22 protein-coding genes are annotated in these 25410 nt (G+C 73.3%); 14 read left to right on the forward strand and 8 right to left on the reverse strand.

Features of this window, described 5'->3' with window-relative positions:
• The first annotated feature begins 92 nt into the window (after window positions 1-92).
• From gltB to ACGFI2_RS12150, 3 genes are all read left to right on the forward strand, one after another.
• Complete coding sequence (gene gltB / locus ACGFI2_RS12140; protein ID WP_393514721.1) at window positions 93-4763, forward strand: glutamate synthase large subunit; 4671 nt, start codon at window positions 93-95, stop codon at window positions 4761-4763.
• A complete protein-coding gene (locus tag ACGFI2_RS12145) occupies window positions 4756-6261 on the forward strand; it encodes a glutamate synthase subunit beta (RefSeq protein ID WP_393514724.1) in 1506 nt (501 codons plus the stop codon). The genes gltB and ACGFI2_RS12145 overlap by 8 nt, the downstream gene beginning before the upstream one ends.
• A 118-nt stretch (window positions 6262-6379) precedes the next feature.
• Window positions 6380-6868, forward strand: a complete 489-nt coding sequence (locus ACGFI2_RS12150; protein ID WP_393514727.1) for a hypothetical protein — start codon at window positions 6380-6382, stop codon at window positions 6866-6868.
• Between the two features lie 44 nt (window positions 6869-6912).
• Here the strand turns inward: ACGFI2_RS12150 and ACGFI2_RS12155 are convergent, their stop codons facing one another.
• The gene (locus tag ACGFI2_RS12155; protein WP_393514730.1) at window positions 6913-8499 is read right to left on the reverse strand and encodes a M1 family metallopeptidase; all 1587 of its coding nucleotides are present in this window, start codon (window positions 8497-8499) and stop codon (window positions 6913-6915) included.
• A 147-nt stretch (window positions 8500-8646) separates the two neighbouring features.
• On the opposite strand from ACGFI2_RS12155, the gene ACGFI2_RS12160 reads away from it, so the two are divergent.
• From ACGFI2_RS12160 to ACGFI2_RS12170, 3 genes are all read left to right on the forward strand, one after another.
• On the forward strand, window positions 8647-9432 hold the full coding sequence (locus ACGFI2_RS12160; RefSeq protein WP_393514733.1) for an SGNH/GDSL hydrolase family protein: 786 nt from the start codon (window positions 8647-8649) through the stop codon (window positions 9430-9432).
• Between the two features lie 217 nt (window positions 9433-9649).
• On the forward strand, window positions 9650-10342 hold the full coding sequence (locus tag ACGFI2_RS12165) for a Type 1 glutamine amidotransferase-like domain-containing protein (protein WP_393514736.1): 693 nt from the start codon (window positions 9650-9652) through the stop codon (window positions 10340-10342).
• Window positions 10343-10508: 166 nt separating this feature from the next.
• A complete protein-coding gene (locus ACGFI2_RS12170) occupies window positions 10509-13259 on the forward strand; it encodes a hypothetical protein (RefSeq protein ID WP_393514739.1) in 2751 nt (916 codons plus the stop codon).
• Window positions 13260-13271: 12 nt separating this feature from the next.
• Here the strand turns inward: ACGFI2_RS12170 and ACGFI2_RS12175 are convergent, their stop codons facing one another.
• Window positions 13272-13532, reverse strand: coding sequence for a YciI family protein (locus ACGFI2_RS12175; protein WP_393514742.1), 261 nt, complete (start codon window positions 13530-13532; stop codon window positions 13272-13274).
• A 97-nt stretch (window positions 13533-13629) separates the two neighbouring features.
• On the opposite strand from ACGFI2_RS12175, the gene ACGFI2_RS12180 reads away from it, so the two are divergent.
• Window positions 13630-14238, forward strand: a complete 609-nt coding sequence (locus ACGFI2_RS12180; RefSeq protein WP_393514745.1) for a Crp/Fnr family transcriptional regulator — start codon at window positions 13630-13632, stop codon at window positions 14236-14238.
• Between the two features lie 94 nt (window positions 14239-14332).
• Entirely contained in the window at window positions 14333-14647 is a 315-nt protein-coding gene (locus ACGFI2_RS12185) for a hypothetical protein (RefSeq protein ID WP_393514748.1), read from the forward strand.
• A gap of 8 nt (window positions 14648-14655) precedes the next feature.
• On the opposite strand, the gene ACGFI2_RS12190 is transcribed toward ACGFI2_RS12185, so the two are convergent.
• Genes ACGFI2_RS12190 through ACGFI2_RS12200 form a run of 3 tightly spaced genes read right to left on the reverse strand, consistent with a single transcriptional unit; the run spans window position 14656 to window position 15406 of the window.
• Window positions 14656-14898, reverse strand: coding sequence for a hypothetical protein (locus ACGFI2_RS12190; protein ID WP_393514996.1), 243 nt, complete (start codon window positions 14896-14898; stop codon window positions 14656-14658).
• 26 nt (window positions 14899-14924) lie between these two features.
• Window positions 14925-15203: a hypothetical protein gene (locus tag ACGFI2_RS12195; RefSeq protein WP_393514751.1), complete on the reverse strand. Its 279-nt coding sequence runs from the start codon at window positions 15201-15203 to the stop codon at window positions 14925-14927.
• Window positions 15200-15406, reverse strand: coding sequence for a hypothetical protein (locus ACGFI2_RS12200; protein WP_393514754.1), 207 nt, complete (start codon window positions 15404-15406; stop codon window positions 15200-15202). Before ACGFI2_RS12200 ends, ACGFI2_RS12195 begins: the two co-directional genes overlap by 4 nt.
• 235 nt (window positions 15407-15641) lie before the next feature.
• Here ACGFI2_RS12200 and ACGFI2_RS12205 point away from each other — a divergent pair, with 235 nt between their 5' ends.
• From ACGFI2_RS12205 to ACGFI2_RS12215, 3 genes are all read left to right on the forward strand, one after another.
• The gene (locus ACGFI2_RS12205) at window positions 15642-15872 is read left to right on the forward strand and encodes a winged helix-turn-helix domain-containing protein (RefSeq protein WP_393514757.1); all 231 of its coding nucleotides are present in this window, start codon (window positions 15642-15644) and stop codon (window positions 15870-15872) included.
• An 87-nt stretch (window positions 15873-15959) separates the two neighbouring features.
• Entirely contained in the window at window positions 15960-16382 is a 423-nt protein-coding gene (locus ACGFI2_RS12210; protein ID WP_393514760.1) for a hypothetical protein, read from the forward strand.
• Window positions 16383-16397: 15 nt separating this feature from the next.
• Window positions 16398-16868, forward strand: a complete 471-nt coding sequence (locus tag ACGFI2_RS12215) for a hypothetical protein (protein WP_393514763.1) — start codon at window positions 16398-16400, stop codon at window positions 16866-16868.
• Window positions 16869-16876: 8 nt separating this feature from the next.
• Here the strand turns inward: ACGFI2_RS12215 and ACGFI2_RS12220 are convergent, their stop codons facing one another.
• On the reverse strand, window positions 16877-17734 hold the full coding sequence (locus ACGFI2_RS12220; protein ID WP_393514999.1) for a LysR family transcriptional regulator: 858 nt from the start codon (window positions 17732-17734) through the stop codon (window positions 16877-16879).
• Window positions 17735-17834: 100 nt separating this feature from the next.
• Here ACGFI2_RS12220 and ACGFI2_RS12225 point away from each other — a divergent pair, with 100 nt between their 5' ends.
• Window positions 17835-18551 (forward strand): SDR family oxidoreductase, encoded by a 717-nt coding sequence (locus tag ACGFI2_RS12225; RefSeq protein WP_393514766.1) that lies wholly within the window; start codon window positions 17835-17837, stop codon window positions 18549-18551.
• Between the two features lie 674 nt (window positions 18552-19225).
• Here the strand turns inward: ACGFI2_RS12225 and ACGFI2_RS12230 are convergent.
• Window positions 19226-19726, reverse strand: coding sequence for an endonuclease domain-containing protein (locus ACGFI2_RS12230; protein ID WP_393514768.1), 501 nt, complete (start codon window positions 19724-19726; stop codon window positions 19226-19228).
• Window positions 19727-20351: 625 nt separating this feature from the next.
• Window positions 20352-21761: an alkaline phosphatase PhoX gene (locus ACGFI2_RS12235; protein ID WP_393514771.1), complete on the reverse strand. Its 1410-nt coding sequence runs from the start codon at window positions 21759-21761 to the stop codon at window positions 20352-20354.
• 185 nt (window positions 21762-21946) lie between these two features.
• Here ACGFI2_RS12235 and ACGFI2_RS12240 point away from each other — a divergent pair, with 185 nt between their 5' ends.
• Together ACGFI2_RS12240 and ACGFI2_RS12245 are read left to right on the forward strand one after the other, a co-directional pair.
• Window positions 21947-24514, forward strand: a complete 2568-nt coding sequence (locus ACGFI2_RS12240; protein WP_393514774.1) for an FtsK/SpoIIIE domain-containing protein — start codon at window positions 21947-21949, stop codon at window positions 24512-24514.
• Entirely contained in the window at window positions 24511-25356 is an 846-nt protein-coding gene (locus ACGFI2_RS12245; RefSeq protein WP_393514777.1) for a hypothetical protein, read from the forward strand. The genes ACGFI2_RS12240 and ACGFI2_RS12245 overlap by 4 nt, the downstream gene beginning before the upstream one ends.
• The last annotated feature ends 54 nt before the right edge of the window (window positions 25357-25410 follow it).

The following is a 25410-nucleotide window of genomic DNA, read 5'->3' on the forward strand; positions in this document are numbered from 1 at the left end:
TTGCGCCGTACGCCCTAACGTAGACTCAATAACCCCCAGCGGGCCGACGTCGTCCCCACCATGTACCAACCTGAGTGACGACAGGAGGCCCGGTGGCCTTTCCGTACCCTCACAGCCCGCAGTCGGCCCCACCGGCGACCGGGCTCTACGACCCCGCGTACGAGCACGACGCCTGCGGCGTGGCCTTCGTGGCCGACCTGCACGGGCGGCGTTCGCACCAGGTCGTCGCGAACGGCCTCGGGGCGCTGCGCCGGCTGGACCACCGGGGCGCCCGGGGCGCGGAGCACAACACCGGTGACGGCGCCGGCATCATGATCCAGGTGCCGGACGCGTTCCTGCGCGCGACGGTCGACTTCCCGTTGCCCCCGGCCGGTCAGTACGCCACCGGCCTGGTGTTCCTGCCCGACGACGACGCGGCCGAGGCCCGCGCCCGTCAGGTGGTGGACAAGTACGCGCTGGTCGAGGGCGCCGACGTGCTCGGCTGGCGGACGGTGCCGACCGACGCGTCCGGCCTGGGCGAGACCGCGCTCGCGGCGATGCCCCGGGTCCGGCAGCTCTTCCTGGCCGCGCACCGGCTGACCGACTCGCCCGCCGGCGCGGCCGGCTCCCCGCTGACCGGGCTCGACCTGGACCGGGTGGCGTTCTGCCTGCGCAAACAGGTCGAGCGGGAGACCGCCGAGCGGGGCGTGCCCGCCTACTTCCCGTCGCTGTCCGGCCGGACCATGGTGTGGAAGGGCATGCTCACCCCCGACCAGCTCCCGGCGTTCTACCCGGAGCTGGCCGACGAGCGGCTGGTCAGCGCCATCGCGTTGGTGCACTCGCGCTTCTCCACCAACACGTTCCCGTCCTGGCCGCTGGCGCACCCGTACCGGTTCATCGCCCACAACGGCGAGATCAACACGATCCGGGGCAACCGCAACTGGATGCAGGCCCGGGAGGCCCTTCTCCGCAGCCCCGGCATCCCGGGCAACATCCGGCGGGTCTTCCCGGTCTGCACCCCGGCCGCGTCCGACTCGGCCAACTTCGACGAGGTCCTGGAGCTGCTGCACCTGGCCGGGCGGAGCCTGCCGCACGCGGTGCTCATGATGATCCCCGAGGCGTGGGAGAACGACCCGGACATGCGCGCCGACAAGCGCGCGTTCTACCGCTTCCACGCCAGCCTGATGGAGCCGTGGGACGGTCCCGCCTCGGTCGCCTTCACCGACGGCGAGATCGTCGGCGCCGTGCTGGACCGCAACGGCCTGCGGCCGGGCCGCTGGTGGCACACCAGCGACGGGCTGGTGGTGCTGGGCAGCGAGGCGGGCGTGCTCGACCTCGACCCGGCCACCGTGGTGGCCAAGGGCCGGCTGCAGCCGGGCCGGATGTTCCTGGTCGACACCGTCAACGGCCGGATCGTCTCCGACGACGAGATCAAGACCGAGCTGGCCGCCGCCCAGCCCTACCAGGAGTGGTTGCACGCCGGCCTGATCGAGATGGACGACCTGCCCGCGCGCGAGCACACCGTCTACACGCACGACTCGGTGCGCCGCCGGCAGCAGACGTTCGGCTACACCGAGGAGGAGCTGAAGATCCTGCTCGGCCCGATGGCCCGCAGCGGCGCGGAGCCGATCGGCTCGATGGGCACCGACACCCCGATCGCCCCGCTGTCCACCCGGCCGCGCCTGCTCTACGACTACTTCCACCAGCTCTTCGCCCAGGTCACCAACCCGCCGCTGGACGCCATCCGGGAGGAGCTGGTGACCAGCCTGGCCTCCACCATCGGGCCGGAGGGCAACCTGCTCGACCCGGGCCCGGCGAGCTGCCGCCAGATCGTGCTGCCCTACCCGGTGATCGACAACGACGAGCTGGCCAAGATCCTCTCGATCGACGACGACGGCGACCTGCCCGGCTTCAAGGCGGTCCGGGTCTCCGGCCTCTACCGGATCCGCGACGGGGGCGGCGGCATCAAGGCCCGGCTGACCGAGATCTGCCGGCACGTCTCCGAGGCGATCGAGGACGGCGTCCGGATCCTGGTGCTCTCCGACCGGGACTCCAACGCGGACCTGGCCCCGATCCCGTCGCTGCTGCTCACCGCCGCCGTGCACCAGCATCTGGTACGCGAGCAGACCCGCACCCAGGTGGCGCTGATCGTGGAGTCCGGCGACTGCCGGGAGGTGCACCACGCGGCCGTGCTGATCGGGTACGGCGCGGCGGCGGTCAACCCCTACCTCGCCTTCGAGTCGGTCGAGGACATGATCTCCACCGGCATCCTGGCCGGCGTGGACCGGGTCAAGGCGGTGCGCAACTACGTCAAGGCGCTCGGCAAGGGCGTCCTGAAGATCATGTCCAAGATGGGCATCTCGACCGTGTCGTCGTACTGCGGCGCCCAGGTGTTCGAGGCGGTCGGCCTGGACACCCGCCTGGTCGACCGCTACTTCCGCGGCACCCCGAGCACGATCGGCGGCATCGGGCTGGCCGAGATCCACGCCGAGGTGGCCGCCCGGCACGCGCTGGCCTGGCCGGCGCCCGGCAGCCAGGCCAGCGACCGGCTGGAGGTCGGCGGCGAATACCAGTGGCGCCGCGAGGGCGAGCTGCACCTGTTCAACCCGGAGACCGTCTTCCTGCTCCAGCACGCCACCCGCAGCCGCCAGTACGACGTCTTCCGGCAGTACACCGCCAAGGTCGACGAGTTGGCCGCGAAGGCGGGCTCGCTGCGCGGGCTGTTCACGCTGCGCACCGGCGTCCGCCCGGCGGTGCCGCTGGACGAGGTCGAGCCGGCCACCGAGATCGTCAAGCGGTTCGCCACCGGCGCCATGTCGTACGGGTCGATCTCGGCCGAGGCGCACGAGACGCTCGCCATCGCGATGAACCGGCTCGGCGGCAAGTCCAACACCGGCGAGGGCGGCGAGGACGTCGACCGGCTGCACGACCCGGCACGGCGCTCGGCGGTCAAGCAGATCGCCAGCGGCCGGTTCGGGGTGACCAGCGAATACCTGGTCAACGCGGACGACCTCCAGATCAAGATGGCGCAGGGCGCGAAGCCCGGCGAGGGCGGGCAGTTGCCCGGCAACAAGGTCTGGCCGTGGATCGCCCGGACCCGGCACGCCACCCCGGGCGTCGGCCTGATCTCCCCGCCGCCGCACCACGACATCTACTCCATCGAGGACCTGGCCCAGCTGGTCCACGACCTGAAGTGCGTCAATCCGGCCGCCCGGGTGCACGTCAAGCTGGTCAGCGAGGTGGGCGTGGGCACCGTGGCGGCCGGCGTGGCCAAGCTCAAGGCCGACGTCATCCTGATCTCGGGGCACGACGGCGGCACCGGCGCGTCCCCGCTCAACTCGCTCAAGCACGCCGGCACCCCGTGGGAGATGGGCCTGGCCGAGGCGCAGCAGACGCTGCTGCTCAACAAGCTGCGGGACCGGGTCACCGTGCAGGTCGACGGCCAGCTCAAGACCGGCCGGGACGTGCTGGTCGCGGCGCTGCTCGGCGCGGAGGAGTTCGGCTTCGCCACCGCCCCGCTGATCGTCGAGGGCTGCGTGATGATGCGGGTCTGCCACCTGGACACCTGTCCGGTCGGCATCGCCACCCAGAACCCGGTGCTGCGGGAGCGGTTCACCGGCCGGCCGGAGTTCGTGGAGAGCTTCTTCCTCTTCCTCGCCGAGGAGGTCCGCGGCTACCTGGCCGAGCTGGGTTTCCGCAGCATCGACGAGGCGATCGGGCACGCCGAGCTGCTCGACGTCGCCGGCGCGATCGACCACTGGAAGGGGCACGGCCTCGACCTCGGTCGGGTCCTGCACCTGCCCGAGCTGCCCGAGGGCGCGGCCCGGCGGGGCGTGCGCGCCCAGGACCACGGCCTCGACGTCGCCCTGGACAACCGGCTCATCGACCTGGCCGGCCCGGCGCTTCGGGACGGCGCCCCGGTGCGGTTCGAGGTCGACGTCCGCAACGAGCACCGCAGCGTCGGCGCGATGCTCGGCGGCGAGGTGACCCGCCGGTTCGGCGGCGCCGGGCTGCCCGACGACACCGTCGAGTTCCTGCTGCACGGCACCGCCGGCCAGTCGTTCGGCGCGTTCCTGCCGCGCGGGGTCACGCTGCGCCTGCACGGCGACGCCAACGACTACGTCGGCAAGGGGCTCTCCGGCGGCCGGATCGTGGTCCGGCCGGACGCCGCCGCGCCCTTCGTCGGCGACGACGCCGAGCCGGGCCGGCGCGCCGAGGACCAGATCATCGCCGGCAACACGATCCTCTACGGCGCCACCGGCGGCGAGGTGTTCCTGCGCGGCCGGGTCGGTGAGCGGTTCGCGGTGCGCAACTCCGGCGCGGTGGCCGTGGTCGAGGGACTCGGCGACCACGGCTGCGAGTACATGACCGGCGGCACGGTGGTGGTGCTCGGGCCGACCGGGCGCAATTTCGCCGCCGGCATGTCCGGTGGCACCGCGTTCGTGCACCGGCTCGACCGGAGGCTGGTCAACGCCGAGCTGGTGGACCTGTCGCCGCTGCGCGACGAGGAACGGGACCGGCTGCACGTACTGGTCCAGCGGCATTTCGCGGAGACCGCGTCGGCGGTCGCCGAGGCGCTGCTGAAGCGCTGGCCGGAGGCGGTGGAGGAGTTCACCGCCGTGGTGCCCCGGGACTACCGCCGGGTCATGGAGATCATGCGGGCCGCCGAAGCCGCCGGCCACGACGTCGACGACGCGGTGATGAGCGCGCTCGCCCCGGCGCCTTCCGCCGCGTCCGTGCCGCCCGCGCCGCGGGTGGTCGCCCAGGAGGTGGCTCGTGCCTGACCCGAACGGTTTCCTGCGCTACGACCGGCGGCTGCCGGCCCGCCGTCCGGTCCCGGTGCGGATCACGGACTGGCGGGAGGTCTACCCGCCGGCCGGCGAGGAGCTGATCCGCGAGCAGGCCACCCGGTGCATGGACTGCGGCATCCCGTTCTGCCACGACGGCTGCCCGCTGGGCAACCGGATCCCGGACTGGAACGACCTGGTCCGCACCGGCAACTGGGACGCCGCGGTGGAGTCGCTGCACGCCACCAACAACTTCCCCGAGTTCACCGGGCGGCTCTGCCCGGCGCCCTGCGAGGCGGCCTGCGTGCTCGGCCTGGGCGGCCAGCAGCCGGTCACCATCAAGCAGGTCGAGGTGGAGATCGCCGACGCGGCGGTGGCCCGTGACGGCCTGCGGCCCCGGCCCGCGTCGACGCCGACCGGCCGTTCGGTCGCGGTGGTCGGCTCCGGCCCGGCCGGCCTGGCCGCCGCGCAGCAACTCGCCCGCGCCGGCCACAGCGTCACCGTGTACGAGCGCGACGACACCCCCGGTGGCCTGCTCCGCTACGGCATCCCCGACTTCAAGTTGGAGAAGCACCACGTCGACCGCCGGGTCGCCCAGCTCGTCGCCGAGGGGGTGCGGTTCCGCACCGGAGTCGACGTCGGCGTCGACGTGACCGCCGAGCAGCTGCGCGCCGAGCACGACGCGGTGCTGCTCGCCTGCGGTGCGCTGCAGGGCCGGGACACCCCGGAGACGCCGGGTCGGGCGCTGCGCGGCGTGCACCAGGCGATGGCGCACCTGGTGGCCGCGAACCGGGTGGTGGCGGCGGCGGGCGACGGGCGGCCGGCCCTCGCCACGCTGCCGGACGGCACCCCGATCGACGCGGCCGGCAAGCACGTGGTGATCATCGGTGGTGGGGACACCGCCGCGGACTGCCTCGGCGTGGCCCACCGGCAGGGCGCTGCCGGCGTACACCAGCTCGACCTCTACCCGGAGCCCCCGGCGGACCGGGACGGCGCCCGGGACCCGTGGCCGACCTGGCCGTGGGTGCTGCGCTCCTATCCGGCGCACGAGGAGGGCGGCGAGCGGGTCTTCGCGGTGGCGGTGCAGGAGTTCGTCGACGACGGCACCGGGCAGGTCCGGGCCGTCCGGATCGTCGAGGTGACCGTGACGAAGGTCGACGGGCGGCGGATCGTCACCGCGCTGCCCGGCTCGGAGCGGGAGATCCCGGCCGACCTGGTGCTGCTCGCGATCGGCTTCGAGGGCACCGAGGAGCAGCCGTTGCTGGCGCAGCTCGGGGTGGCCCGCAACGGCCGCGGCGCGATCGACGCCCGCCCCGACTGGCAGGCGGCCGACGGCGTCTTCGTCGCCGGGGACATGCACCGGGGCGCCTCGCTGATCGTCTGGGCGATCGCCGAGGGGCGGGCCGCCGCGGCGGCCGTCCACGCGTACCTGGGCGGGGCGGGCGAGCTGCCCGCCCCGGTCGACCCGGCCCGGCAACCCCTCGCCGCCCGCTGAGAGGTAAGGCGGGGCCCCTTCTTAACGGGCGGGGGCCCCGCTTGACAGCCGCCGGACGTGGGCGACGTCTCGTCCCGCGGGACCCCGAGAGCATGAAGATCATCGTTACGCTGCGGGCATGGACGTCGAGGTACGCCTGCGGCGGGTGCGCCGCTGGCTCTGGGTCGTGGTGGTGGGGCTCTTCCTCAGCGGGGTGACCGCGTTCCCGCTGGAGATCGAGGTGCGCTGGTTGCTGGCGGCGCTCGATCCGCTCGCCGGCCGGTTCCCCGCGTTGCTGGGCTGGATCGAGCGGGTCCACACCGGACTGGTGGCCGCCGACCGCGACTATCCGTTCCTGCTCTACGGCACCGACTGGCTGGCCTTCGCCCATCTGGTGCTCGCGGTGGCGTTCTGGGGGCCGCTGCGCGATCCGGTGCGCAACGTCTGGGTGGTCCAGGTGGGCATGATCGCCTGCGCCGGCATCGTGCCGCTGGCGCTGATCTGCGGCCCGATCCGGGACATCCCCTGGTTCTGGACGCTTGTCGACCTGTCGTTCGCGGTCGGCGCGTTCCCGCCGCTCTGGTTCGCCTACCGGCACATCCGCGCGGTCGAGGCGGCTCAGGCATGAAGCGGGGCCCCCGCTCGCGCAGGGGGCCCCGCCCAACCTGACGGTCAGCGGTGGAGCAGGTCGTGCGCCGCCCGGATCTTCGGCCAGGAGGCCGGCCGTGCCGGGGCAGCCGACGTGCGCGCGGTGGCGCCCACCTCGGGCCGGCCGGCGGTGAACAGCCAGGTGGTGAACACCGCGTCGAGGTCCCGACCGGAGACCTGCTCGGCGAGTGCCTGGAACTGCTCGATGGTGCCGTTGCCGTACTGGTGCTGGGCCGTCCAGGTGCGCAGGATCCGGAAGAACGCCGGATCGCCGACGGCCAGCCGGATCTGGTGCAGCGCCATCGCGCCCCGGTCGTAGACGGCGTCGTCGAAGACCCGGTCGGCGCCCGGGTCACCGGGGAGCACCTGCCAGAACTCCGAGTCGGCCGGGTAGCTGTCGTAGGTGAAGTCGAACAGCTCCTGCGTGGTGCCCTCGTCCTGCTCCTCCGACCAGAGCCACTCGGCGTACGAGGCGAAGCCTTCGTTGAGCCAGATGTCGCGCCAGTCCGCCACCGAGACGGAGTCGCCGAACCACTGGTGGGCGTTCTCGTGCACCACCACGTACGGGTTGGCGCCACGGCGCCAGAACCCGGGGCCGTAGACCGGGCGGGTCTGCGTCTCCAGGGCGAAGCCGATGCCGTCGATCGGGCCGGCCACGCCGCCCTGCGCCTCGAACGGGTACGGGCCGAACACCCCGCTCTCCCAGTCGACGATCTCGGCGGTGCGTTCGATGCTGGCCCGGGCGGCCGGCCCGCGCTCGCCGAGCGTGGTGCTGTACGCGTTCACCACCGGCTGCCCGTTCGGCGCGGTGTCGGTGACGATGTCGTACTGCCCGATGGCCAGGAACGACTGGTAGGTGGCGCCGGGCTTGACGCTGCGCCAGCTCCACCGGGTGCGGTTGCCGGCCTCGGGCAGCGGGTCGCGCGGCTGCACGCCGTTGCTGACCACCTCGACGCCGGTCGGCACGGAGACGGAGATGTCCCAGGTGGCCTTGTCCTTCGGGTGGTCGTTGCTCGGGTACCACCACCAGGTCGACTCGGGCTCGTTCACGGCGAGCGCGCCGTCGGCGGTACGGGTCCAGCCGGTGTAGCCGTAGACCTTGGTCTGCGAGGGGATGCCGGCGTACTTCACCACGACGGTGAGCTGCTGGCCCTTGACCAGCGACCGGGGCGGGGTGACCACCAGCTCGTGGTCGCCGGCCCGGGCGAAGCCGGCGACCCAGCCGTTGACCCGGACCGACTCGACGTCGAGCGCGAAGTCGAGGTTGAACCGGGACAGGTCCTGGGTGGCGGTGGCGAGGACGGTGGTGGTGCCGCTGAGCCGGTCGGTGGCCGGCTCGTAGCGCAACCGGATGTCGTAGTGGTCGACGTCGTAGCCACCGTTGCCGTAGTCGGGGAAGTAGCTGTCGCCCAGCCCGGGGCTGCCCGGCGTGGGGGTGGCCGCCGAGACGTGCGGGCGGCCCCATCCGGTCGGGGCGGCCTGGCCGGGTGCGCCGGTCACGGTGGTGACGGCGGTGGTGAGGGTCAGGGCGGCGATCGCCGCCGAGAGTGCGCGTGGCACGGGTGGGACTCCCTCCGTCGGGTGTACGCACCGCCAACCTAATCGACACATGTAAACAGATCTGCCCCGCCCCAGGGGTCGGCGCTGTTCAGTTCTGGTGAATGTTTCGATAGCATTACCGACTAGTAACAAGCACGACCCCTCGGCCACGCGCGCGGTCAACGGGCTCCACCACCCCTGTCCCGTGGAGGTCCTGTCATGTCCCGTCGCGTCCGTACCGCCCTCGCCGCGGTGTTGGCGGCCGTCCTCGGCGCCGTGCTCCTGCCCGGTGCCGCCCGGGCGGCCACCGTCAACTACGTCGCCCTCGGCGACTCCTACTCCTTTGGGGTCGGCGCCGGACCGTACGACCTCTCCACCTGCCTGCGCAGTCAGAAGTCGTACGCCCCGCTCTGGGCCGCGGCGCACGCGGTCGCCGGCTTCCGCTTCCCGGCCTGCGGCGGCGCGGTCACCGCCGACGTGCTCAACAGTCAGGTGGGGCAGCTCAGCGCCAACACCACGCTCGTCACCATCACCATCGGCGGCAACGACGCCGGTTTCGCCGACGTGATGACCAGCTGTCGCTTCGGCAGCACGTCGAGCTGCGAGAACGCGGTGGCCGGGGCCAAGGCGTTCGCGACCGCGACGCTGCCCGGCCGGCTGGACGCCACCTACGCCGCGATCCGTGAGCGGGCCCCGAACGCCCGGCTCGTGGTGCTCGGCTACCCGCGCCTGTTCGAGACCGGCTCGTGCGGCCTGCTCGCCATGAGCAGCTACAAGCGGACCATCCTCAACCAGGCCGCCGACGTGTTGAACGGGGTCACCGCCGGCCGGGCCGGCGCCGCCGGGGCGACGTTCGTCGACGCGCGGCCGTACTTCACCGGGCACGGCGTGTGCGCGGCCGAGCCGTGGATCCGTGACGTCAGCGGGGTGATCGAGGCGTACCACCCGAACGCGAACGGCTACCGCTACGGCTACCTGGCCGCCCTCACGGCCGCCATCGGCTGAGGTGTGAGGAGGGGGCCCCGGTTAACGCATCCTGCGGAGAAGGGGCCCCCTTCCAACACCTCGCCGGGCGCGTCCAGGCCGGGCGATCGGACCCCTGTGCCGTACGGCGAAGGCAGTTGACGGCCGGAGAGCCTCAGTGGATGATCCGCCCCGGGATGCTGGTCCTCACGGCGAACATGATCGTCGTCATGCGGTGGCTTCAGGAGAGCGGATTGTGATGAAGTTCCTTCTCACGTCGTCGGGTATCTGTAATCCGAGCATCTCCGACGCGCTCGTCGACCTGCTGGGCAAGCCGATCGCCGAGTCCACCGCCCTGTTCATCCCCACCGGGGTCTACCCCTTCCCCGGCGGAAGCATGAGGGCGTGGAAGGCGATCCACGGCCAGGCTTCGATCCCGCTGTCCCAGCTGGGTTGGAAATCCCTGGGGAATTTGGAGCTCACCGCGCTGCCGACCATTCGGGAAGAGAACTGGGTCCCGGCGGTCCGGGAGGCCGATGCCCTCCTCGTCTGGGGCGGTGATGTGCTGTACCTGACCTACTGGCTGCGCCGGTCGGGCCTGGCCGACCTGCTGCCGTCGCTGAGTGACACGGTCTATGTCGGGGTCAGCGCCGGGAGCATCGCGGTCACCTTGTACAACTGCGACGCCGAATTCGACCTTGGATTCGTCCCTGCCGGCAGCGACCGGGCGCAGGACGCCGACCGGGCGCTGGGGCTGGGGCTGGTGGATTTCACGCTGTACCCCCACCTCAATCATCCGGACATGGAGGACGCCGAGCTGTCCAACATCCAGAAGTGGGCGTCCGGAATCCCGGTCCCGACCTACGCCATCGACGACAACACCGCCATCAAGGTGGTCGATGGGGTCGTTGACGTCATCTCCGAAGGCGACTGGAAACTGATCAATCCCTGACCGGAGTCTTCACGCTCGTGGTCCGAGACTCACCGACACCGGCACCGGTTCGACACGCCGCCGAGGTCGCGCGTGGCGGACGGAGGGGTACGGCGAGCGCGGCCAGCGAGATACCGGTGAGCAGGAGGAAGCCGGCGGTGAAGCCGGCCTCCGGGGCAGCCCCTCCTTGCCTCTGGTCCCGGTTGCGCCGGGTGTCGACAATGGGGCGACACCCGGAGGTGACCATGCGCGAACCGGCGAACCGGCGACCCGGCCGCGGCCCGCCCGGGAGCAGCTTCCGGCCGGCGGGCTGGAGCTGCTCACCCTGCTGGCCCGGCTGCTGCGGCGGCCACGCCGCGGTGACCGCAAGCTCCCGCTGCTGTGGCTGCTCCGGCCGGCCGGCGACGGTGCGGTGGCCGCCCTGCTGCGCCGCTACACCGCCCGGGGCACCGGGCGTCGGGTGCCGCACGCCGTGCTGGACCTGACCGACCGGCCGCCCACCGACGACGTGGCGACGGCGTTGCGCGAGCTGCACCGGCAGCTCTCCCTGGAGGCGTTCGGCGCGCCCCGGCTGCGGTTCCGGCACTATCCCCTCGCCGACTGGCTGATGCACCAGACGCTCGCCGTCGACGTGGACGCCGCGGACAGCGGCCGGGCCTCGCTGGTGCGCCGGCTGCGGGACTGGCGGGGCCGGCGGGTCGGCGACGACCCCCAGGTGGGCGGCGGCTCTGGGCTCGGCACCGCGTTGCAGGTGCTGCTCTGGCTGCTGCGCCGGGCGGTGCCGAGCGTGGTGTTCCGGATCGCCGTCTCCGGCCGGGTGCCGGTGGTCGGCCGGCAGTACCGCTGGTTCATGCGCCAGCAGTACCTGGCTCCCCGGCAGTCGGTGACGTTCCTCGGCTTCGCCGAGCGGCTCACCGCCGGCTGGCGGGACGGCGAGCACCCGGCCCAGGTGGAGAAACTGCTGCTGCACGCGTTCCTGGAGGACCTGCGGCTGGCCTACCGCCGACGGTTCTGGCGACCGGGGGACTGGCGTCGCACCGCCTACCCGGTGGTGCTGCTCGACGGCGTACGCCCGGACAACGTCGGGCACACCCTGGTCCGGATCTTCGACGAGGTTCGCAACGAGACCGGCCGCAACGACCCGCTGCTGCTGGTCGCGGTCGCCGCGGACCCGCCGCCGGAACCGGCCGCGCCCCGCCCGCTGACCCAGGCGGAGGAGGCGTACGAGGAGTGGTCCGAGGCGCTGCCGGAACGTCGGCGGCTGCGCCGCCCCGGCGCCTGGCTGATGGTGCTGGCGGCGGAGGAGGACGCTGCCGGCGTACCCCCGGGGGTTGCCCCGCCGGCGCTGGTGGCGCCGGATCCGCCCTGGTGGGCGCGGCGGTTCCTGCCCGCGGCGGTGGCCCTGGTGCTGCTCGCCGGGGTGGGGGTGTGGGCGCACGGGCGGTGGGCGTCGGACTGCCGGCCCTGGCCGACCGACCGGGTGAGCGTGCGGCTGGTGGGCGGCGAGTGCGTCGGCTACAGCGACACCGCCGGGCAGGTCTTCAACAACGAGCCCGGGCAGGACCGGCTGCGTGCCGTGCAGCGGCGTATCTTCGCCCAGAACCGGGCCACCGAGGAGGTGTGGCGGCGCAGCGACCACCGCCGCCCCTACCTGACGCTTGTCTACCTGGGCAGCCTCACCGGCAACCGGACCCGCGCGGACGAGGAGTCCTACGTCTCCGAGCGGGAGGAGCTGGAGGGCATGGCCACCGCCCAGTACGCGCTGCTGAAGGAGTCGGCGGCGGCGGACGACGCGGCGCTGCTGCACATCGTGGTGGCCAACGCCGGCCGGCAGATGCGGCACGCCGGCGACGCGGTACGGATGCTGGAAGGACTGGCCCGTGACGACCCGACCGTGCTCGGCGTGGTCGGCTTGGTGGACAGCCGCACCAGCACGGCGGCGGCGCTGCGCGAACTCAACCGGGTCGGCCTGCCGGTGCTCGCGCCCACCCTGTCCGCCGACCGGATGGACGAGAACTCCAGCCTCTACCTGGCCATGTCGGCGCCCAACCGGGAGCAGGCCCGGATGGTCGAGACGTACGCCCGGCAGGTGCTGCGGGTGGGGGAGGCGCACGTCTACTGGACCACCGGCGAGGGCAGCTCGCTCACCGACGACCTCTACGTCGGCACGCTCGTCGACGGCCTGCGGGAACGGTTCGGCGACCGGCTCACCCGGCTCGACGAGTGGCGCAGCGGCCGGCGGCTCACCCAGGAGTGCGGATACTCCGGGATGCTCTTCTTCGCCGGCCGCTGGTCGGAGTTCGACGGGTTCCTGCGGGCGCTGAAGGAGTGCGGCGCCGACCCGCCCCGGCACCTGGTCGCCGACGACTCGGTCAACCGCTACATGGCGAATGCGGGGCTGCGGGCCAGCGCGCCGGGCAACCTGCCGGTCACGTACGTGTCGAAGGCGTCGCTGGCCACCTGCGCCGCGCTGCGGGCCGCGCAGGCCGCCCGCGACGATGCCCGGGGCAGCTTCCTCACCTGGATCGGCGCGGCCGACCTGCTCGACCCGCCGCGCTGCCGGGAGGGGGCTGGCCCGCCGGTCGGCGAGCGGGTCAGCCTCGCCTACGACGCCGCGATGATGATGGTGCGCGCGTTGGAGAGCCTGGCCGCCCGGCTGCGGCACGCCGACACCGGTCGCCGCTGGGAGCCGCGCGCGGTCAACCCGGTCGGCGTGCACGCCGAGGTGCTGCGGCAGAACGCCGCCGGCGGCTACCCGGGGGTGAGCGGCCTGATCCGGTACGCCCCGGACGCCGGCGAGCCGGTCGCCAAGCGCCTGGCGCTGCTCACCGTGGCGAAGGTGCCCGACGTGGCCGCCGCCCCGACCGAGGTCTTCCACTGCGGAGTGGCCGACACCCCGGTCCCGAACCCCGGTTGCGCGCGTGTGGGCGGCAGGTGAGGAGTGCGTGTGTCATTCGAGGAACGGACGCCAGTCTCGGATCTGTTCGATGCTGACTCCCGGGGTGGCGAAGTACGGGTCGGCCGCGAGGATCGCCTCGACGGCCGCACGGTCCGGAGCATCTACGACGATCACCGCGCCGGTGTCGTCGGCGAGCGGGCCGGCCATCCAGACGACGCCTCGGCTGTGCAGCGCGGTGAGGTGACCGCGGTGCGCCGGACGGGCGGCCAGCCGCTCAGGGGCGGGAGTGAAGCTTAATTCGATGATCCACATTGGGGCAGGCTAGGTCCGGTCGACCGGTCGAGGCTGTATCAGGTGACACATGAATTCCTTGGGCTCCATCCCGGCACTGCGAGCCCTGACGCCCGCCGTGCTCGACGAGTTGGCAGGTCGGACCCGCGCGGCACGCCTCGCTGCCGGCACGGTGTTGCGACCGGCCGGTGGCGTGGCCCGTGACGCGGTGTTCCTGCTCTCGGGCACGCTGGTGGCCACGCACACCAGCCTCGGTGGGGTCGAGGCGTGGCCCGACCGGTGGGTCGGCCCGGCGATCGCGGACAAGCCCGCGACGCTGGCCGGAGGACCGTCCCCCACCGGTCTGGCGGCGCTGACCGCCGTCGCCGTCCGGTTGCTGCCACGTACCGGCTTCCTGCGCCTGCTCGACGATCAACCGACGGTGCGCCGGCACGCGCTCGCCCAGGTGGCGCGGGAGGCGGTGGCGGTGCGGTCCAGACTCGCCCGCGCCGTCACGCTGCCGGCCGTGGCCCAGGTCGCCGCATGGCTGAGCGAACAGGACCGGGATCCGCGTTTCGCGTGGCGTGGATCCCAGGAACAGTTGGCTCGGGTGCTTGGCCTCAGTCGCGTGACCGTGAACAGGGCACTGGCGCACCTCAGTCGGGCCGGCGCCATCACGGTGACCGCACGCGGAGTTCTCATCGTCGATCACAAACGTCTCGCACTCCTCGCCGAGCATCCCAAGTAGCGGTGACCTCGGGGACGCAAGATCTTGGAAGGTGCGCGAGGCACATTCGGCGTCTCGGCTCGATCACGTGTCGGCAGGGCCTACCGTCAACGGCATGCCGGCTGCTGATGCCTCTGACTCCGAGCCTTCGCCTGCTCTCACCGTGGCGGTCGTCGAAAGGCTCCTCGTGGCGGCGGAGACAATCGTCGAAAGTGACCCGGAGAACGGCGAGAGGCTGCTGAAGACCTGGATCACCGATGTGGAGGCGGCCGGAGACGACGAGCCGGCTCGGTCCTTGGGCGCGGAATTGCGGGACATGCTCGACGATCTGTGGGAACTGCCGGGCGCGGTCGATCGGCTGGCTGCCTACCGCGCTGGCTACGGGAGCGGGATTCCCTGGGAACAGGCCAAGCGGGAGCTTGGTCTGTGACGACCGCATCAGCTTGGAGGCGGTGGCGAGCGTAGCGGCGCCCAGCCGACGAACCGGGCGTACAGCGCGCGCGGGCTCGGCGCCTCGTCCGGGTTGAGGCGGTGCAGCTCCACGGCCGCGTCGTAGAGCTGCCCGCACAGGTATACCGACAGGGCGAGGCGGTCACCCCCGTACTCGGCCAGCAGGGCGAGCCGCGCCTCCGCACACGGCCACGGGTGGGCGCAGCGCTTGCAGATCCAGAGCGGGCGCATGGGCAGATGGGGGCGAGTGCCGGTGCTCACGCCGGCACCCGCATCCGGGTTGTGGTGCGGGCTGGCCCTACTCCGGCCTCGGCGTCCATCCGGCGCAGCCCGGCCGGCTTCACGAACAGCTCCCGTTTGGCGACCGCTTCGCCCCTGCCGTTCAACTCGTACGCCTCGATCCACGCCCAGCCGTCGAACGTGGAGCGGCCGACGATCTCCCGAATGACCCGCACGGTGATCGGGCGACAGAACTGCACGCTCGCCGTGCGGTCGAGGCGTACCAGGTCACCTGCCCTGATCGGACGAGCGCTCACCGGGGCTCGTCGGGACTTGTCGCGGCGGCCTTGACCAGGCGCGCGAAGACCACCTCCAGGCAGGGGTAGTCCTCGCCGCAGCCGCACAGCCAGCGGACGACCCGGCGCGGCGGGTGCGCGAAGAGGATGTCGTCGGCGTCCTCGATGTCCTGCGCCGAGGCGAAGACTTCGCCGGGACGGGGGTCGTCGGTGCGCTCGCCCATCGGGCCTCCGTCGGGGTGCGACGTGCGGGTGACAGGTACGCACGCCCGGCCGTCCGGGGGTTGGTCGGCCGAGCGCTCTGCGCGGTGGGAACAGGCCAACTCCGGGTTTGCAGACCAGGGAGAAGGCCGCTTCGAACTTTGTCATACTAGTCTGTACAAGTCAATGACGAACTAGTCCGTAGTTGTCCTGACCACCTGGCTGTGATCGAATGGCGATGCAGACCAGGGAGAAGACATGCCCGCCAAGCCCAAGTGGGCGCAGCTCGCGGACCATATCCGAGAGCAGATCGCGTCCGGTCAACTCGCGCCGGGGGACAAGATCCCCTCGACCGCGCAGCTCCGCGCCGAGCACGGCGTGTCGGCGGGCGTGGTGCGTCAGGCGGTGCTGGTGCTCCAAACGCAGGGTCTCGTCGAAGGTGTCCACGGCCTCGGCGTGTTCGTCGCGGACCGTTCGGAGTCGCGATAAGTCGCGGAGCGCGAGATCTTGGAAGCTGAGGGCCCTTCTGGGGGCCGTTTCCTTCCAAGGTCTACATCTGAGGCGCGGGGAGGCGGGATGACGCGGGACGGCGGGGAGCTGAGCGGCTTCCACATCGGATATGTGCCGGCCGACGTCGGTGATGCGGTGTCGGACTTCGCCAGCGAGTGGGAGGACGTCCGCTTCGCCACCCGCGTCTGGGAGCGCCAGGTCGGCGACGGCTACCGCGTGGACCTGCGCGTGCACGTGCTGCGGGGCGAGCGCCTCACCGACCTGAGCGCGGTCCGCGAGTTCCTCACCGACTACCACGAGCGCGACCCCGCCACCTGGGGGCTGACCGACTTCGCCCACCCCGACGGGCCGGGCCTGGTCGGTGACACCGAAGCGTTCTGGCTCGTCGAGCCCGGTGTCGCGGTCGACGTACTGGTCGACCCGGAGGCGGCGGACGCGATCGAACTCCGCACGCTCGTCCACGGCATCGTCCGGTCGCACGAGCGCTGATGCCACGACGCTTCGGTGACCGCGCCACCTTCGCCGTCGAGGTGGGCGACCCGGTGTCACCGGCGCTGCGCGTGGTCGACCTCTGGGCCGCCGGCGATCCTGCTGACCGTCCACGACAACTGGGCCTTCCTGCCGTACTTCTGCCGCGCCCTGCGCTCGACGGCGGCGCGGGTGCGGCAGCGTGAGGTCGAAGCCCGACCCTGGCCGGGCCGGACGCCGGAGGAGACCTTCCGGCTCCTGCACGCCGACCGGACCGAGTTCCGGGAACGATACTGGTTCCTCCAGTGGGGCGAGACCGTCGACAACGCGTCGAAGTACGCCTACCTGGACGACGGCGACCTCGTCGTCGTCTTCGCGTTCTGGCGGATCGAGCACCCCCACCCGCGGGACCGGGGTCGGGTCTTCTGCGCCCGCCTGGATCCGGACCGGTTCGCCGCCGTCACCGAGGCGGCAGCGGACCTGCTGGAGGCCGAGGGCGCCGGCTGACGGAGCGCTCAAGCCAGTGGGGCGTCGCGGAGGGCGGCGGCGGTGCGGACGAGTGCGGCGACCGCTCGTGATCGGCTGTCGGCGAGCCAGGCCAGCACCGTGGTGATGTGTGGCGCGTCGACCACGGGCACGGCGATGTGTTGTGGCCACTGCCAGGCGCGGCTGGAGGCCGGGATGACCAGCAGCGTCCGGCCGAGCGCCACGAGCTGGGCGAGCTGCGACTGGGTGCGTACCTCCGGCCCGGGCCCTTCCGGGTAGGTGCCGTCGAGCCGGGGCCAGCGGGCCATCGGCAGGCCCGGCACGTCGCGTACCTCGGCCAGGGTGAGCCGGTCGCGGGCGGCGAGCGGATGCCCGGCCGGAAGCATCGCGACCTGGCCCTCGGTGAGCAGGTCCTCGGTGTCGAACCCGGCGAGGTCGTCGACGGGCCGGTGCATGATCGCCACGTCGGCGCGGCCGGTGCGGAGCAGCCCGGCCTGCTCGCCGACCTCGCACAGCAGCACCTCGACCGGTGGGGCGCCGGGCTCGTCCGCGACCGCGTCGAGGAGGCGTCGCAGCAGCTCGTGGGAGGCGCCGGCCTTCGTCGCGAGCACCAGCGGTCGCGGCGAGGCACCGGCCCGTCGGGTACGCCTCGCGGCGGCCGTCACCGCGTCGAGGGCCGTCCCGGCCTCGCGCAGCAGCACCCGGCCGGCGTCGGTGAGCGCCACGCCGCGCCGGTCCCGGTCCAGGAGTCGTACGCCGAGCCGCCGCTCCAGTCGACCGATCGCCCGGGAGAGCGGCGGCTGGGCGATCCCGAGCCGCACGGCGGCGCGGCCGAAGTGCAGCTCCTCGGCGACGGCGACGAAGTAGCGCAGCTCGCGCGTCTCCAGGTCGTCCATCGGCCGAAGCCTAGCGCTGATACCCGGCCGGTATCACTGCCCACCGGATCGGTCTTGGCCGGCGCGCGGGCCGCTCGCCAGCATGGGTCGGGTGAACGAGAACAGGACCGCGCTGGTCACCGGCGCGAACAAGGGCATCGGCTTCGCCGTCGCACAGGGCCTCGGCGCGATCGGCTTCACGGTGGCGGTGGGCGCCCGCGACGACACGCGGCGGGCGGAGGCGGTGGCGCGCCTGCGTACCGAAGGGGTCGACGCGTTCGGGGTCGCGCTCGACGTCACCTCCGACGACAGCGTCGCCGCGGCGGCGACGACCGTCGAGCGGACCGCCGGGCGGCTCGACGTGCTGGTCAACAACGCGGGCATCTCCGGGCCGGCCGACGACGGCGCGCAGGACCCGACCACGCTCGACCTCGACGTGCTGCGCACCGTCCTCGACACCAACGTGTTCGGGGTGATCCGGGTGACCAACGCGATGCTGCCGCTGCTGCGCCGCGCACCGTCGCCGCGCATCGTCAACATGTCGAGCAACATGGGCTCGCTGACGTTGCGGACCGGCCCGGTGCTGGCCGCCTACGCCCCGTCGAAGACGATGCTGAACAGCATCACCGCCCAGTACGCCCGCCGGCTCGCCGACACGAACGTCATCGTCAACGCGGCCTGCCCCGGCTGGGTGGCCACCGACTTCACCAACTTCGCCGCGCCGCGTACTCCCGAGCAGGGCGCCGCGATCGCCGTGCGGCTGGCCACCCTGCCGGACGACGGGCCGCGCGGCGGCTTCTTCGACGACAACGGCGTCGTTCCGTGGTAGGCGTCGACCGGCGGCCGCCTGGCAAGGTCGTCAACCCGGCGAGGAGATCGCCGTGCCTGGCCATTGACCGCAAGCTCGCCTGGACAGGTCTGGCTCTCAGAGCCGATCGTCGGCGTATGGCACAGGTTCCCGAGTGGAGAACCTGGCTGGCATCGCAGGCGTGAGCAGGTCGGTTCGCAAGGAGTCGTTCGTGCTGCCGCTGGACGTCGGGGAGCGCCTCGAGCGTGAACCGAACGCGACCGAGTACGTCGTCGGCATCGTGCGAGCGCGGATGCGAGCCGAGGATCTCGATGCCGAACCGGCCAGGCGTGGGCTGACCGTTTCCGATCAAGGGCGGGCTCGCGCGAACAGCGCGCACAGGTGGAGCAGGAGTGGCCGCCCAGCCGTCGGAAGGCCCTGCGCGAGCGGTCGCGCCGGGCGGCGCAGGACGCATGGCGCGTCTTCGACGACACACTCGATCGTCCGGCTGGGGATGTGCCGGGGTTGCGAGAACTGCTGAGCCCACCAACCGTGCTCGAACCGCAGACCGACGTTCTCCACGAGTGAGGCGAGCGCGCGTCGCCGAGCGCCCGCAGCCGCAGTAACCCGGAAGAACGCTAGATCTTGGAAGCGGAAGGCCCCTCTGGGGGCCATTTTCTTCCAAGATCGCCAAGATCGCCGACGCTGCCAGTCGTTTATCCGGGCCAGCCGGCGGCCCGGAGGGCGGCTCGTAACTGGTCGATCACTGTTTCCGGGTCGTCGCGCAGGGCCCAGGAGGGGAACCGGAGGACGCGATCGCCCTCGACCCAGAGCGCGTTCTGTCGGTGCATGTCCGCCCAGGCGTGCGCCGGGTCGAGATGCTGCGCCCCGTCCACCTCGACGTGCACCCGCCACTCGTCGAAGTAGGCGTCGAGGTAGCGTCGCCGGCCCGCGGCGTCGCGCCGGACCACCTGGCGGGTCGGTTCGGGCAGGCCGGCGCGACGTACGAGGTCGAGCAGGTTCAACTCGCCCAGCGAATGTGCACCCCCGGCCGCGTCCGTGGCGGTGGACAGGAGGAGCCGCCGACGGCGCACTCGTAGCATCCGGCTCAGCACCTCGTGCAGGTCGTCACCGCCCACTAACCGTTGCTGGAACGCCGCCGCGACGATCGCCCGGGCCTGCGCGTCGGAAGGCGCCCACTGGGCCGCGTCGATCACCGACCTCGCAGCCGTCGTCCGGGGAGGCTGGCCGACCCGCACCACGTCCCGCTCAGGCAGATGGGTGGTCCGGTGTGCTCGCACCCCGGCCGGCAGTGGAGCACGACGACAGGTGGCGGGCAGGAGCAGATGGATGACGCGGTCCGGAAACCCACGAAGGCCACCCGCCTGAGCGGCGGTGATGCCACCGAGCAGCGCGGACGGGCCGGCGGCCAGCACCGCGATCCAACGGAGCTGAGCGGGACCGACAGGGCCGTTGTGCGCGACGAGAACAGCACGGTGGGCTTGACGCCATCGACCGGTAGCCACCCGATGTCGGATCGCTCCTCGCGTGAGATGTGCCCGTGCCTGACCGAGGCTGAGCACATCGTCCTGACGGAACAACAACCAGGTCAACTCGTCCGCGTCGTCCGATGGCAGCGCCCGCCGCATCCCCGCCCATGACTCTCCCACCCGCCCGACACTGCCCGCCCCGGTGCCGGCCGCGTGGCCCCTGTGGACAACGCGCTCAGATCTTGGAAGCGGAGGGCCCCTCCGGCGGCCATTTCCTTCCAAGGTCTGCAACTGAACCGGTAAGGCGAAGCCGGCGGCTCCCGCCAGGGAGCCGCCGGCCCACGGAGCGAGGTCAGCGGTGCGCGTTGGTCGGCCGCCCCCACGGCCCGGTGATCGCGAACACGTACCCAGGCGTCTGGATGTTGGCGAACAGGATCTTCCCGTCCGGGCTGAACGTCGGCCCGGTGAACTCGCTGTCGTTCAGCTCGTTGCGGGCCAGCGCGTACGGCTTGCCCTGCTCGGTGACGCCGACCAGGTGCGACACGCCCTCGCCGTCCTCGGCCAGGATCACCCCGCCGTACGGGGAGACGGTGATGTTGTCCGGCCCGTCGTAGTTGCCGTGGTCGGCCTCCGGGTCGGTGTTCACCCCGAAGATGGTCTTCAGCGTCACGGTCTGCCGACGCGGGTCGTAGAACCAGACCTGGCCGTCGTGCTCGTTGACGCTGCCGTCGGTGTGCCGGGCGAAGCTGGCCACGAAGTAGGCGCCGCCGTCGCACCACCAGGCGCCCTCCAGCTTGCGGCTGCGGGTCACCTCGCCGTCGGCGAACTGCTTGCGCACCGACACGCTCCGGGCGTCCCGGTCCGGCACCTCCACCCACTCCACCCGGTAGCGGGTGCCGGGCGTGGTGGCCTCGGACAGGTCGGCCACGTGGGTGTCGCCACGCCGGCAGCGCATCGCCTCCAGGGTGCCGGCGGTGCCGCCGTCCGGCCGCTCGGCGAGCGCGCGCAGCGCGCCCTTGCCGGCCCGGAAACCGGGCGGCGGCGTCCACCGGAAGTACAGGCCGTTCGGGCCGCTCGCGTCCTCGGTGAGGTAGATCGAGTGGGTGTACGGGTCGACCGCCACCGCCTCGTGGGAGTAGCGGCCGAGGAACGCCAGCGGCACCGGGTCGGTGTTGGCGGCCCGGTCGTGCGGGTCGACCTCGAAGACGTACCCGTGGTCCTTCTGGTATTGCCCACCGGCGCGCTGTTCGGTCTCCTCGCAGGTCAGCCACGTTCCCCACGGGGTGATGCCGCCGGCGCAGTTGTTGTGCGTGCCGGCCACGCTGACGTACTCGCGCAGCCGCCGGCCGTGCCGGTCCACCTCGATGGTGGTGGTGCCGCCGCGCGCGCCCGGGTCGTAGGTGAGGCCGGGCAGCGCCGGCACCGGGTAGGGCTCGTCGCCGCCGATCTCGTGGTTGTTCACCAGCACCGACCCGCGCGGGCCACGGAAGCAGCCGGTGCCGTCGGCGTCGCTGGGGGTCGGCTGACCCGACTCCAGCAGCGTCGCGCCCGCCTGGGCGACGACGGTGTACGAGAAGCCCGGCGGCAGGGCCAGCAGGCCGGCCGGGTCCGGCATCAGGTCGCCGTAGCCGACCGCGGGGCGGCACGCGGCCCGGGCCGCCGCCGGTCCGGCGATGGCGTCCAGGTTGCCGGCCACCACGATGCCGAGGCCACCGGCCGCGCCGCCCAGCAGGGACCGCCGGGAAAGGGGAGAGGAGGTCACGTCGTTGCCTTCCTGTGCACACGAGGTTGCACCGGTAGGCAAGTCGGGTCGGGGGAACGGCGGGCGGCGGGACCGGCCGCCGCCGGGTGAACAGTGGACGAACCTCGGGTGCCGAGCGTGCCGTGCTCCGCTCGCCCGCGTCCGTTAGGGTTCCCTCGATCGCAGACGGCGTCGGAGGGCGGACGGTGAACAGGCTCGCGGCGGCGTACCGGCAGGCGGTCGACCGGCACCGGCAGGCGCTGCGCCACTGGGAGGCGGCCCGGCGGATGCTGGGGGCGGCCGGCCCGGCCCCGGTCGGCAGCCCCGAGCTGGTCGCCCGGCTGGCCCGCCTGGGCGGCGAGCTGGCCGCCGCGGTGCCCGGCACCGCCCGCGTCGCGACGCATCCCGTTCCGGTACGCCTCGGCGAGGCGACGACCGTCGACGGCGCGTTCCCGGTGCTCGTGCCGGTGGGGGCCGGCGCCCACCTGGCGATCGACGCGGACGCCCGCGACCCGCGTGTCGGCGAGCTGCTGCGCGCGGTGGTGGTGCGGCTGCTCACCGCCGCCCCGGCCGGCGCGGTCCGGGTGGTCGGCATCGACCAGGCCGCGTTCGGCGCGGCGTTCCTGCCGCTGCGCCCGCTGCACGACGCCGGGGTGCTCGGCGCGGCGGCGACCACCGAGGCGGAGACGACCGCGTTGCTGAACGCCGCGGAGCGGCACGCGCGTACCGCCCAGCGGGCCGACCCGGAGGACCGCGAGTTGCTTGTGGTGGTCGTCGCGTCGGCGCCGCCGGCGCGGGAGCTGGCCCGGCTGGCCGCGCTGACCCACGCCGGCCCGGCCGCGGCGGTCTGCGTGTTGCTGGCCGGCCACCGGCCGGCCGGGGCAGGCGCTGTGCCCGGCCAGTCCGGTCAGTCCGGCCACCCGCCGGCCGGAGTCGGCGCGGCGCCGCCGCTGGGCGCGACCACCCAGCTCCGGGTCACCGAGCGCTACACCCTGGTCGGCGACCCGCCGGGGCGCCCGTTCAGCGTCGACGGCAGTGGCCTGGCCGCGCCGGTGGTGCTCGACGGCGACCCGTCGCACGCCGTGGTGACGGCGCTGGCCCGCCGGCTCGCCGAGGCCGCCGACGACAGCTCCGGCGTCACGTTCGCCGACCTGCTGCCGGCGTCCCGCTGGACCGAGTCGGCCGGCGCCGGCCTGCGGACCGTGCTCGGCCGGGCGGGCCGCAGGCCGGTGACGGTCGCGTTCGACGACGCCACGCCGCACTGGCTGGTCGGCGGGCGCACCGGCGCCGGCAAGACGGTCCTGCTGCTCGACGTGCTCTACGGGCTGGCCGCCCGCTACTCCCCGGCCGAGCTGCGGCTGATGCTGCTCGACTTCAAGGAGGGCGTCAGCTTCACCGAGTTCGTGCCCACCCCGCGCGACCCGTCGTGGCTGCCGCACGCCCGCGCGGTCGGCATCGAGTCCGACCGCGAGTACGGCGTGGCCGTGCTCCGGGAGCTGCGCGCCGAGCTGACCCGCCGGGCCGACCTGCTCAAGCGCCACGGCGTCAGCCGGCTCGCCGACCTGCCGCCGAACGCCCGGCCGCCCCGGATCGTCACCGTCGTCGACGAGTTCCACGTGCTGTTCGCCGGCAACGACGCGCTGGCCCGGCAGGCGGTCGACCTGATCGAGGAGCTGGCCCGCAAGGGCCGCTCGTACGGCCTGCACCTGGTGCTGGCCAGCCAGAGCACCACCGGCATCGAGGCACTCTACGGCCGGGCGGAGGCGATCTTCGGCCAGTTCCCGCTGCGCATCGCGCTGCCCGGCGGGGACGCCGTGCTGGACCCCCGTAACGACGCCGCTCGCGGGCTGACCGTCGGCACCGCCGTGGTGAACACCGCCGCCGGCGCGCCCGGCGCCGACGTCGAGGTGCGCTTCCCGGACGCGCACGCCGCCGCGACCGACCTCGCGGCGCTGCGCCACGAGCTGCACGCCGCCCGGCCGGAGGGGTCCCGACCGCCGTCGGTCTTCCGCGGCCACGAGACGCCCCGGCTCGCCGACGACCCCGCCTGGGCCGCGCTGGCGCCCGGCGCCGACCCGCCGTACGCCCTGGTCGGCCGCGTCGTGGACGTCGCCGGCAGCCCGGCCGGGTTCGCCCTCGACGCCAGCCCCGGCCGGCACCTGGCCGTGGTCGGCACCGCCGCCACCGGGGCGGAGCTGCTCCGCTGCGCCGCACTGTCGCTGGCCCGGCAGCACGCCCCGGGCACCGCCCGGTTCCTGCTCGCGCCGCTGGCCCCGGGCACCACCGACCTCGCCGACGACCTGGCCATGACGCTGGCCGCCGCCGGCCACCCGGTCCGCCGGCTCGACGTCGACGCGCTGCGCGCGCTCCTCGCCGAGCTGGCCGGCGACGCCCCCGGGGCGGGCCGCACCTATCTGGTGGCGTTCGGGATGGACGCCGCCGCCGGCACGCTGGCCGCCACCGACCCCGGCACGTTCCGCTCCGGCCACGACGACCTGCGCGCGGTGCTGCGGCACGGCCCGGCGCGCGGCGTGCACGTGCTCGGCTGGTGGCGCGGGCTGCGCCGGCTCGCCGACGACCTCGGCGGCAGCGGGCACCGCGACGACATGACCGGCCTGGTCGCGTTGAACGTGCCGGCCGCCGACCTGGGCCTGCACCTGGGTGCGCACGACCTCGCCTGGACGCCGCGCGAGGGCCGCGCCCTGCTGGTCGACCGGCACGACCACCGCACCGCACTGATCGTGCCGTTCGCCGACGAGCGGGACAACTCATGAGTGGGTTCGACGAGTACGCGGCGCTGATCCGGGAGCTGTCCACCCGGCAGCGCGGCGGGGAGCGGGCGATCGCGGCCGAGGCGGAGCGGCGGCGTGGTCTCCAGTCCGGGGTGGACACGCTCGGTCAGCGGCTGGCCGCCCAGGGCGCGCATCTCGACCGGCTCGGGGAGGCCGTCGGCGTACCGATGGGGTCGGTCCCGGACGCGCCGCCGCCGGCCGGACCCGCACCGGGCGCGGGTCCCGGAGCGGTCCCCGGACCCCCGGCGAGTGCCGGACCGGGACCGGGGACCGGACCCGCGACGGCCGTGGGACCCGGACCGGGGGGCGGACCCGTGACGGGCGTCGGACCCGGACCGGGGGACGGGGGGATCGGCGGCGGAGCCGCCGCGCCGGGGCGGCCGGGCGTCGGGGCGTACCCCGGAGATCCGGCGGCAGAGCTGGCGACGGCCGGGCGGCTGGCCGACGAGGCCGACCGGCACGGGCAGGAGACCGAGGCGCTGGCGCGGCGGCCGGCGCTGCTGCCCACCTGGTCGGCGCCGGCCCGGGCGGTCGCGGTCTACGTCGGGTGCGCGCTGGTCGGCTCGCTGTTCATGTTGGTCGCGTTGGTCGGCTCGCCGCTGCCGGTGTCCGGGCTGGACCTGGTGGCGGCGCTGTCCTGCGCGGGGGTGCCGCTGATGTCCTTCGTGGCCGGCCAGTTCGTGCTGGCCCGCTGGGGCCGGCCGGTGCTGGCCGACGCCGAGTCCCCGCCGGGTCGCTACGTCCCGCTCGGCTTCGTCATCTGCGCGCTGGTCTCGCCGTCCCTGTTCTGCCTCTACCTGCTCCTCTTCCGCCTCCTCCGCTGACTGTGAGCATGGCGGGGTGGGGTGGGGCGCGGTGGGGTGGGACGGCGTGGGGTG

The organism is Micromonospora sp. NPDC049282 (assembly GCF_043197045.1).
In the GTDB taxonomy this organism is placed as follows: Bacteria; Actinomycetota; Actinomycetes; order Mycobacteriales; family Micromonosporaceae; genus Micromonospora.

What these genes read in the sequence shown, in the direction of transcription:
- ACGFI2_RS12150 (WP_393514727.1), top strand. Translation starts at nt 6,380, where the DNA reads ATGGACGTCGAGGTACGCCTGCGGCGGGTGCGCCGCTGGCTCTGGGTC.
- ACGFI2_RS12155 (WP_393514730.1), bottom strand. Translation starts at nt 8,499, where the DNA reads ATGTGTCGATTAGGTTGGCGGTGCGTACACCCGACGGAGGGAGTCCCA.
- ACGFI2_RS12205 (WP_393514757.1), top strand. Translation starts at nt 15,642, where the DNA reads ATGCCCGCCAAGCCCAAGTGGGCGCAGCTCGCGGACCATATCCGAGAG.
- ACGFI2_RS12245 (WP_393514777.1), top strand. Translation starts at nt 24,511, where the DNA reads ATGAGTGGGTTCGACGAGTACGCGGCGCTGATCCGGGAGCTGTCCACC.
- ACGFI2_RS12185 (WP_393514748.1), top strand. Translation starts at nt 14,333, where the DNA reads ATGCCGGCTGCTGATGCCTCTGACTCCGAGCCTTCGCCTGCTCTCACC.
- ACGFI2_RS12165 (WP_393514736.1), top strand. Translation starts at nt 9,650, where the DNA reads ATGAAGTTCCTTCTCACGTCGTCGGGTATCTGTAATCCGAGCATCTCC.
- ACGFI2_RS12210 (WP_393514760.1), top strand. Translation starts at nt 15,960, where the DNA reads ATGACGCGGGACGGCGGGGAGCTGAGCGGCTTCCACATCGGATATGTG.
- ACGFI2_RS12190 (WP_393514996.1), bottom strand. Translation starts at nt 14,898, where the DNA reads ATGCGCCCGCTCTGGATCTGCAAGCGCTGCGCCCACCCGTGGCCGTGT.
- ACGFI2_RS12175 (WP_393514742.1), bottom strand. Translation starts at nt 13,532, where the DNA reads ATGTGGATCATCGAATTAAGCTTCACTCCCGCCCCTGAGCGGCTGGCC.
- ACGFI2_RS12200 (WP_393514754.1), bottom strand. Translation starts at nt 15,406, where the DNA reads ATGGGCGAGCGCACCGACGACCCCCGTCCCGGCGAAGTCTTCGCCTCG.
- ACGFI2_RS12160 (WP_393514733.1), top strand. Translation starts at nt 8,647, where the DNA reads ATGTCCCGTCGCGTCCGTACCGCCCTCGCCGCGGTGTTGGCGGCCGTC.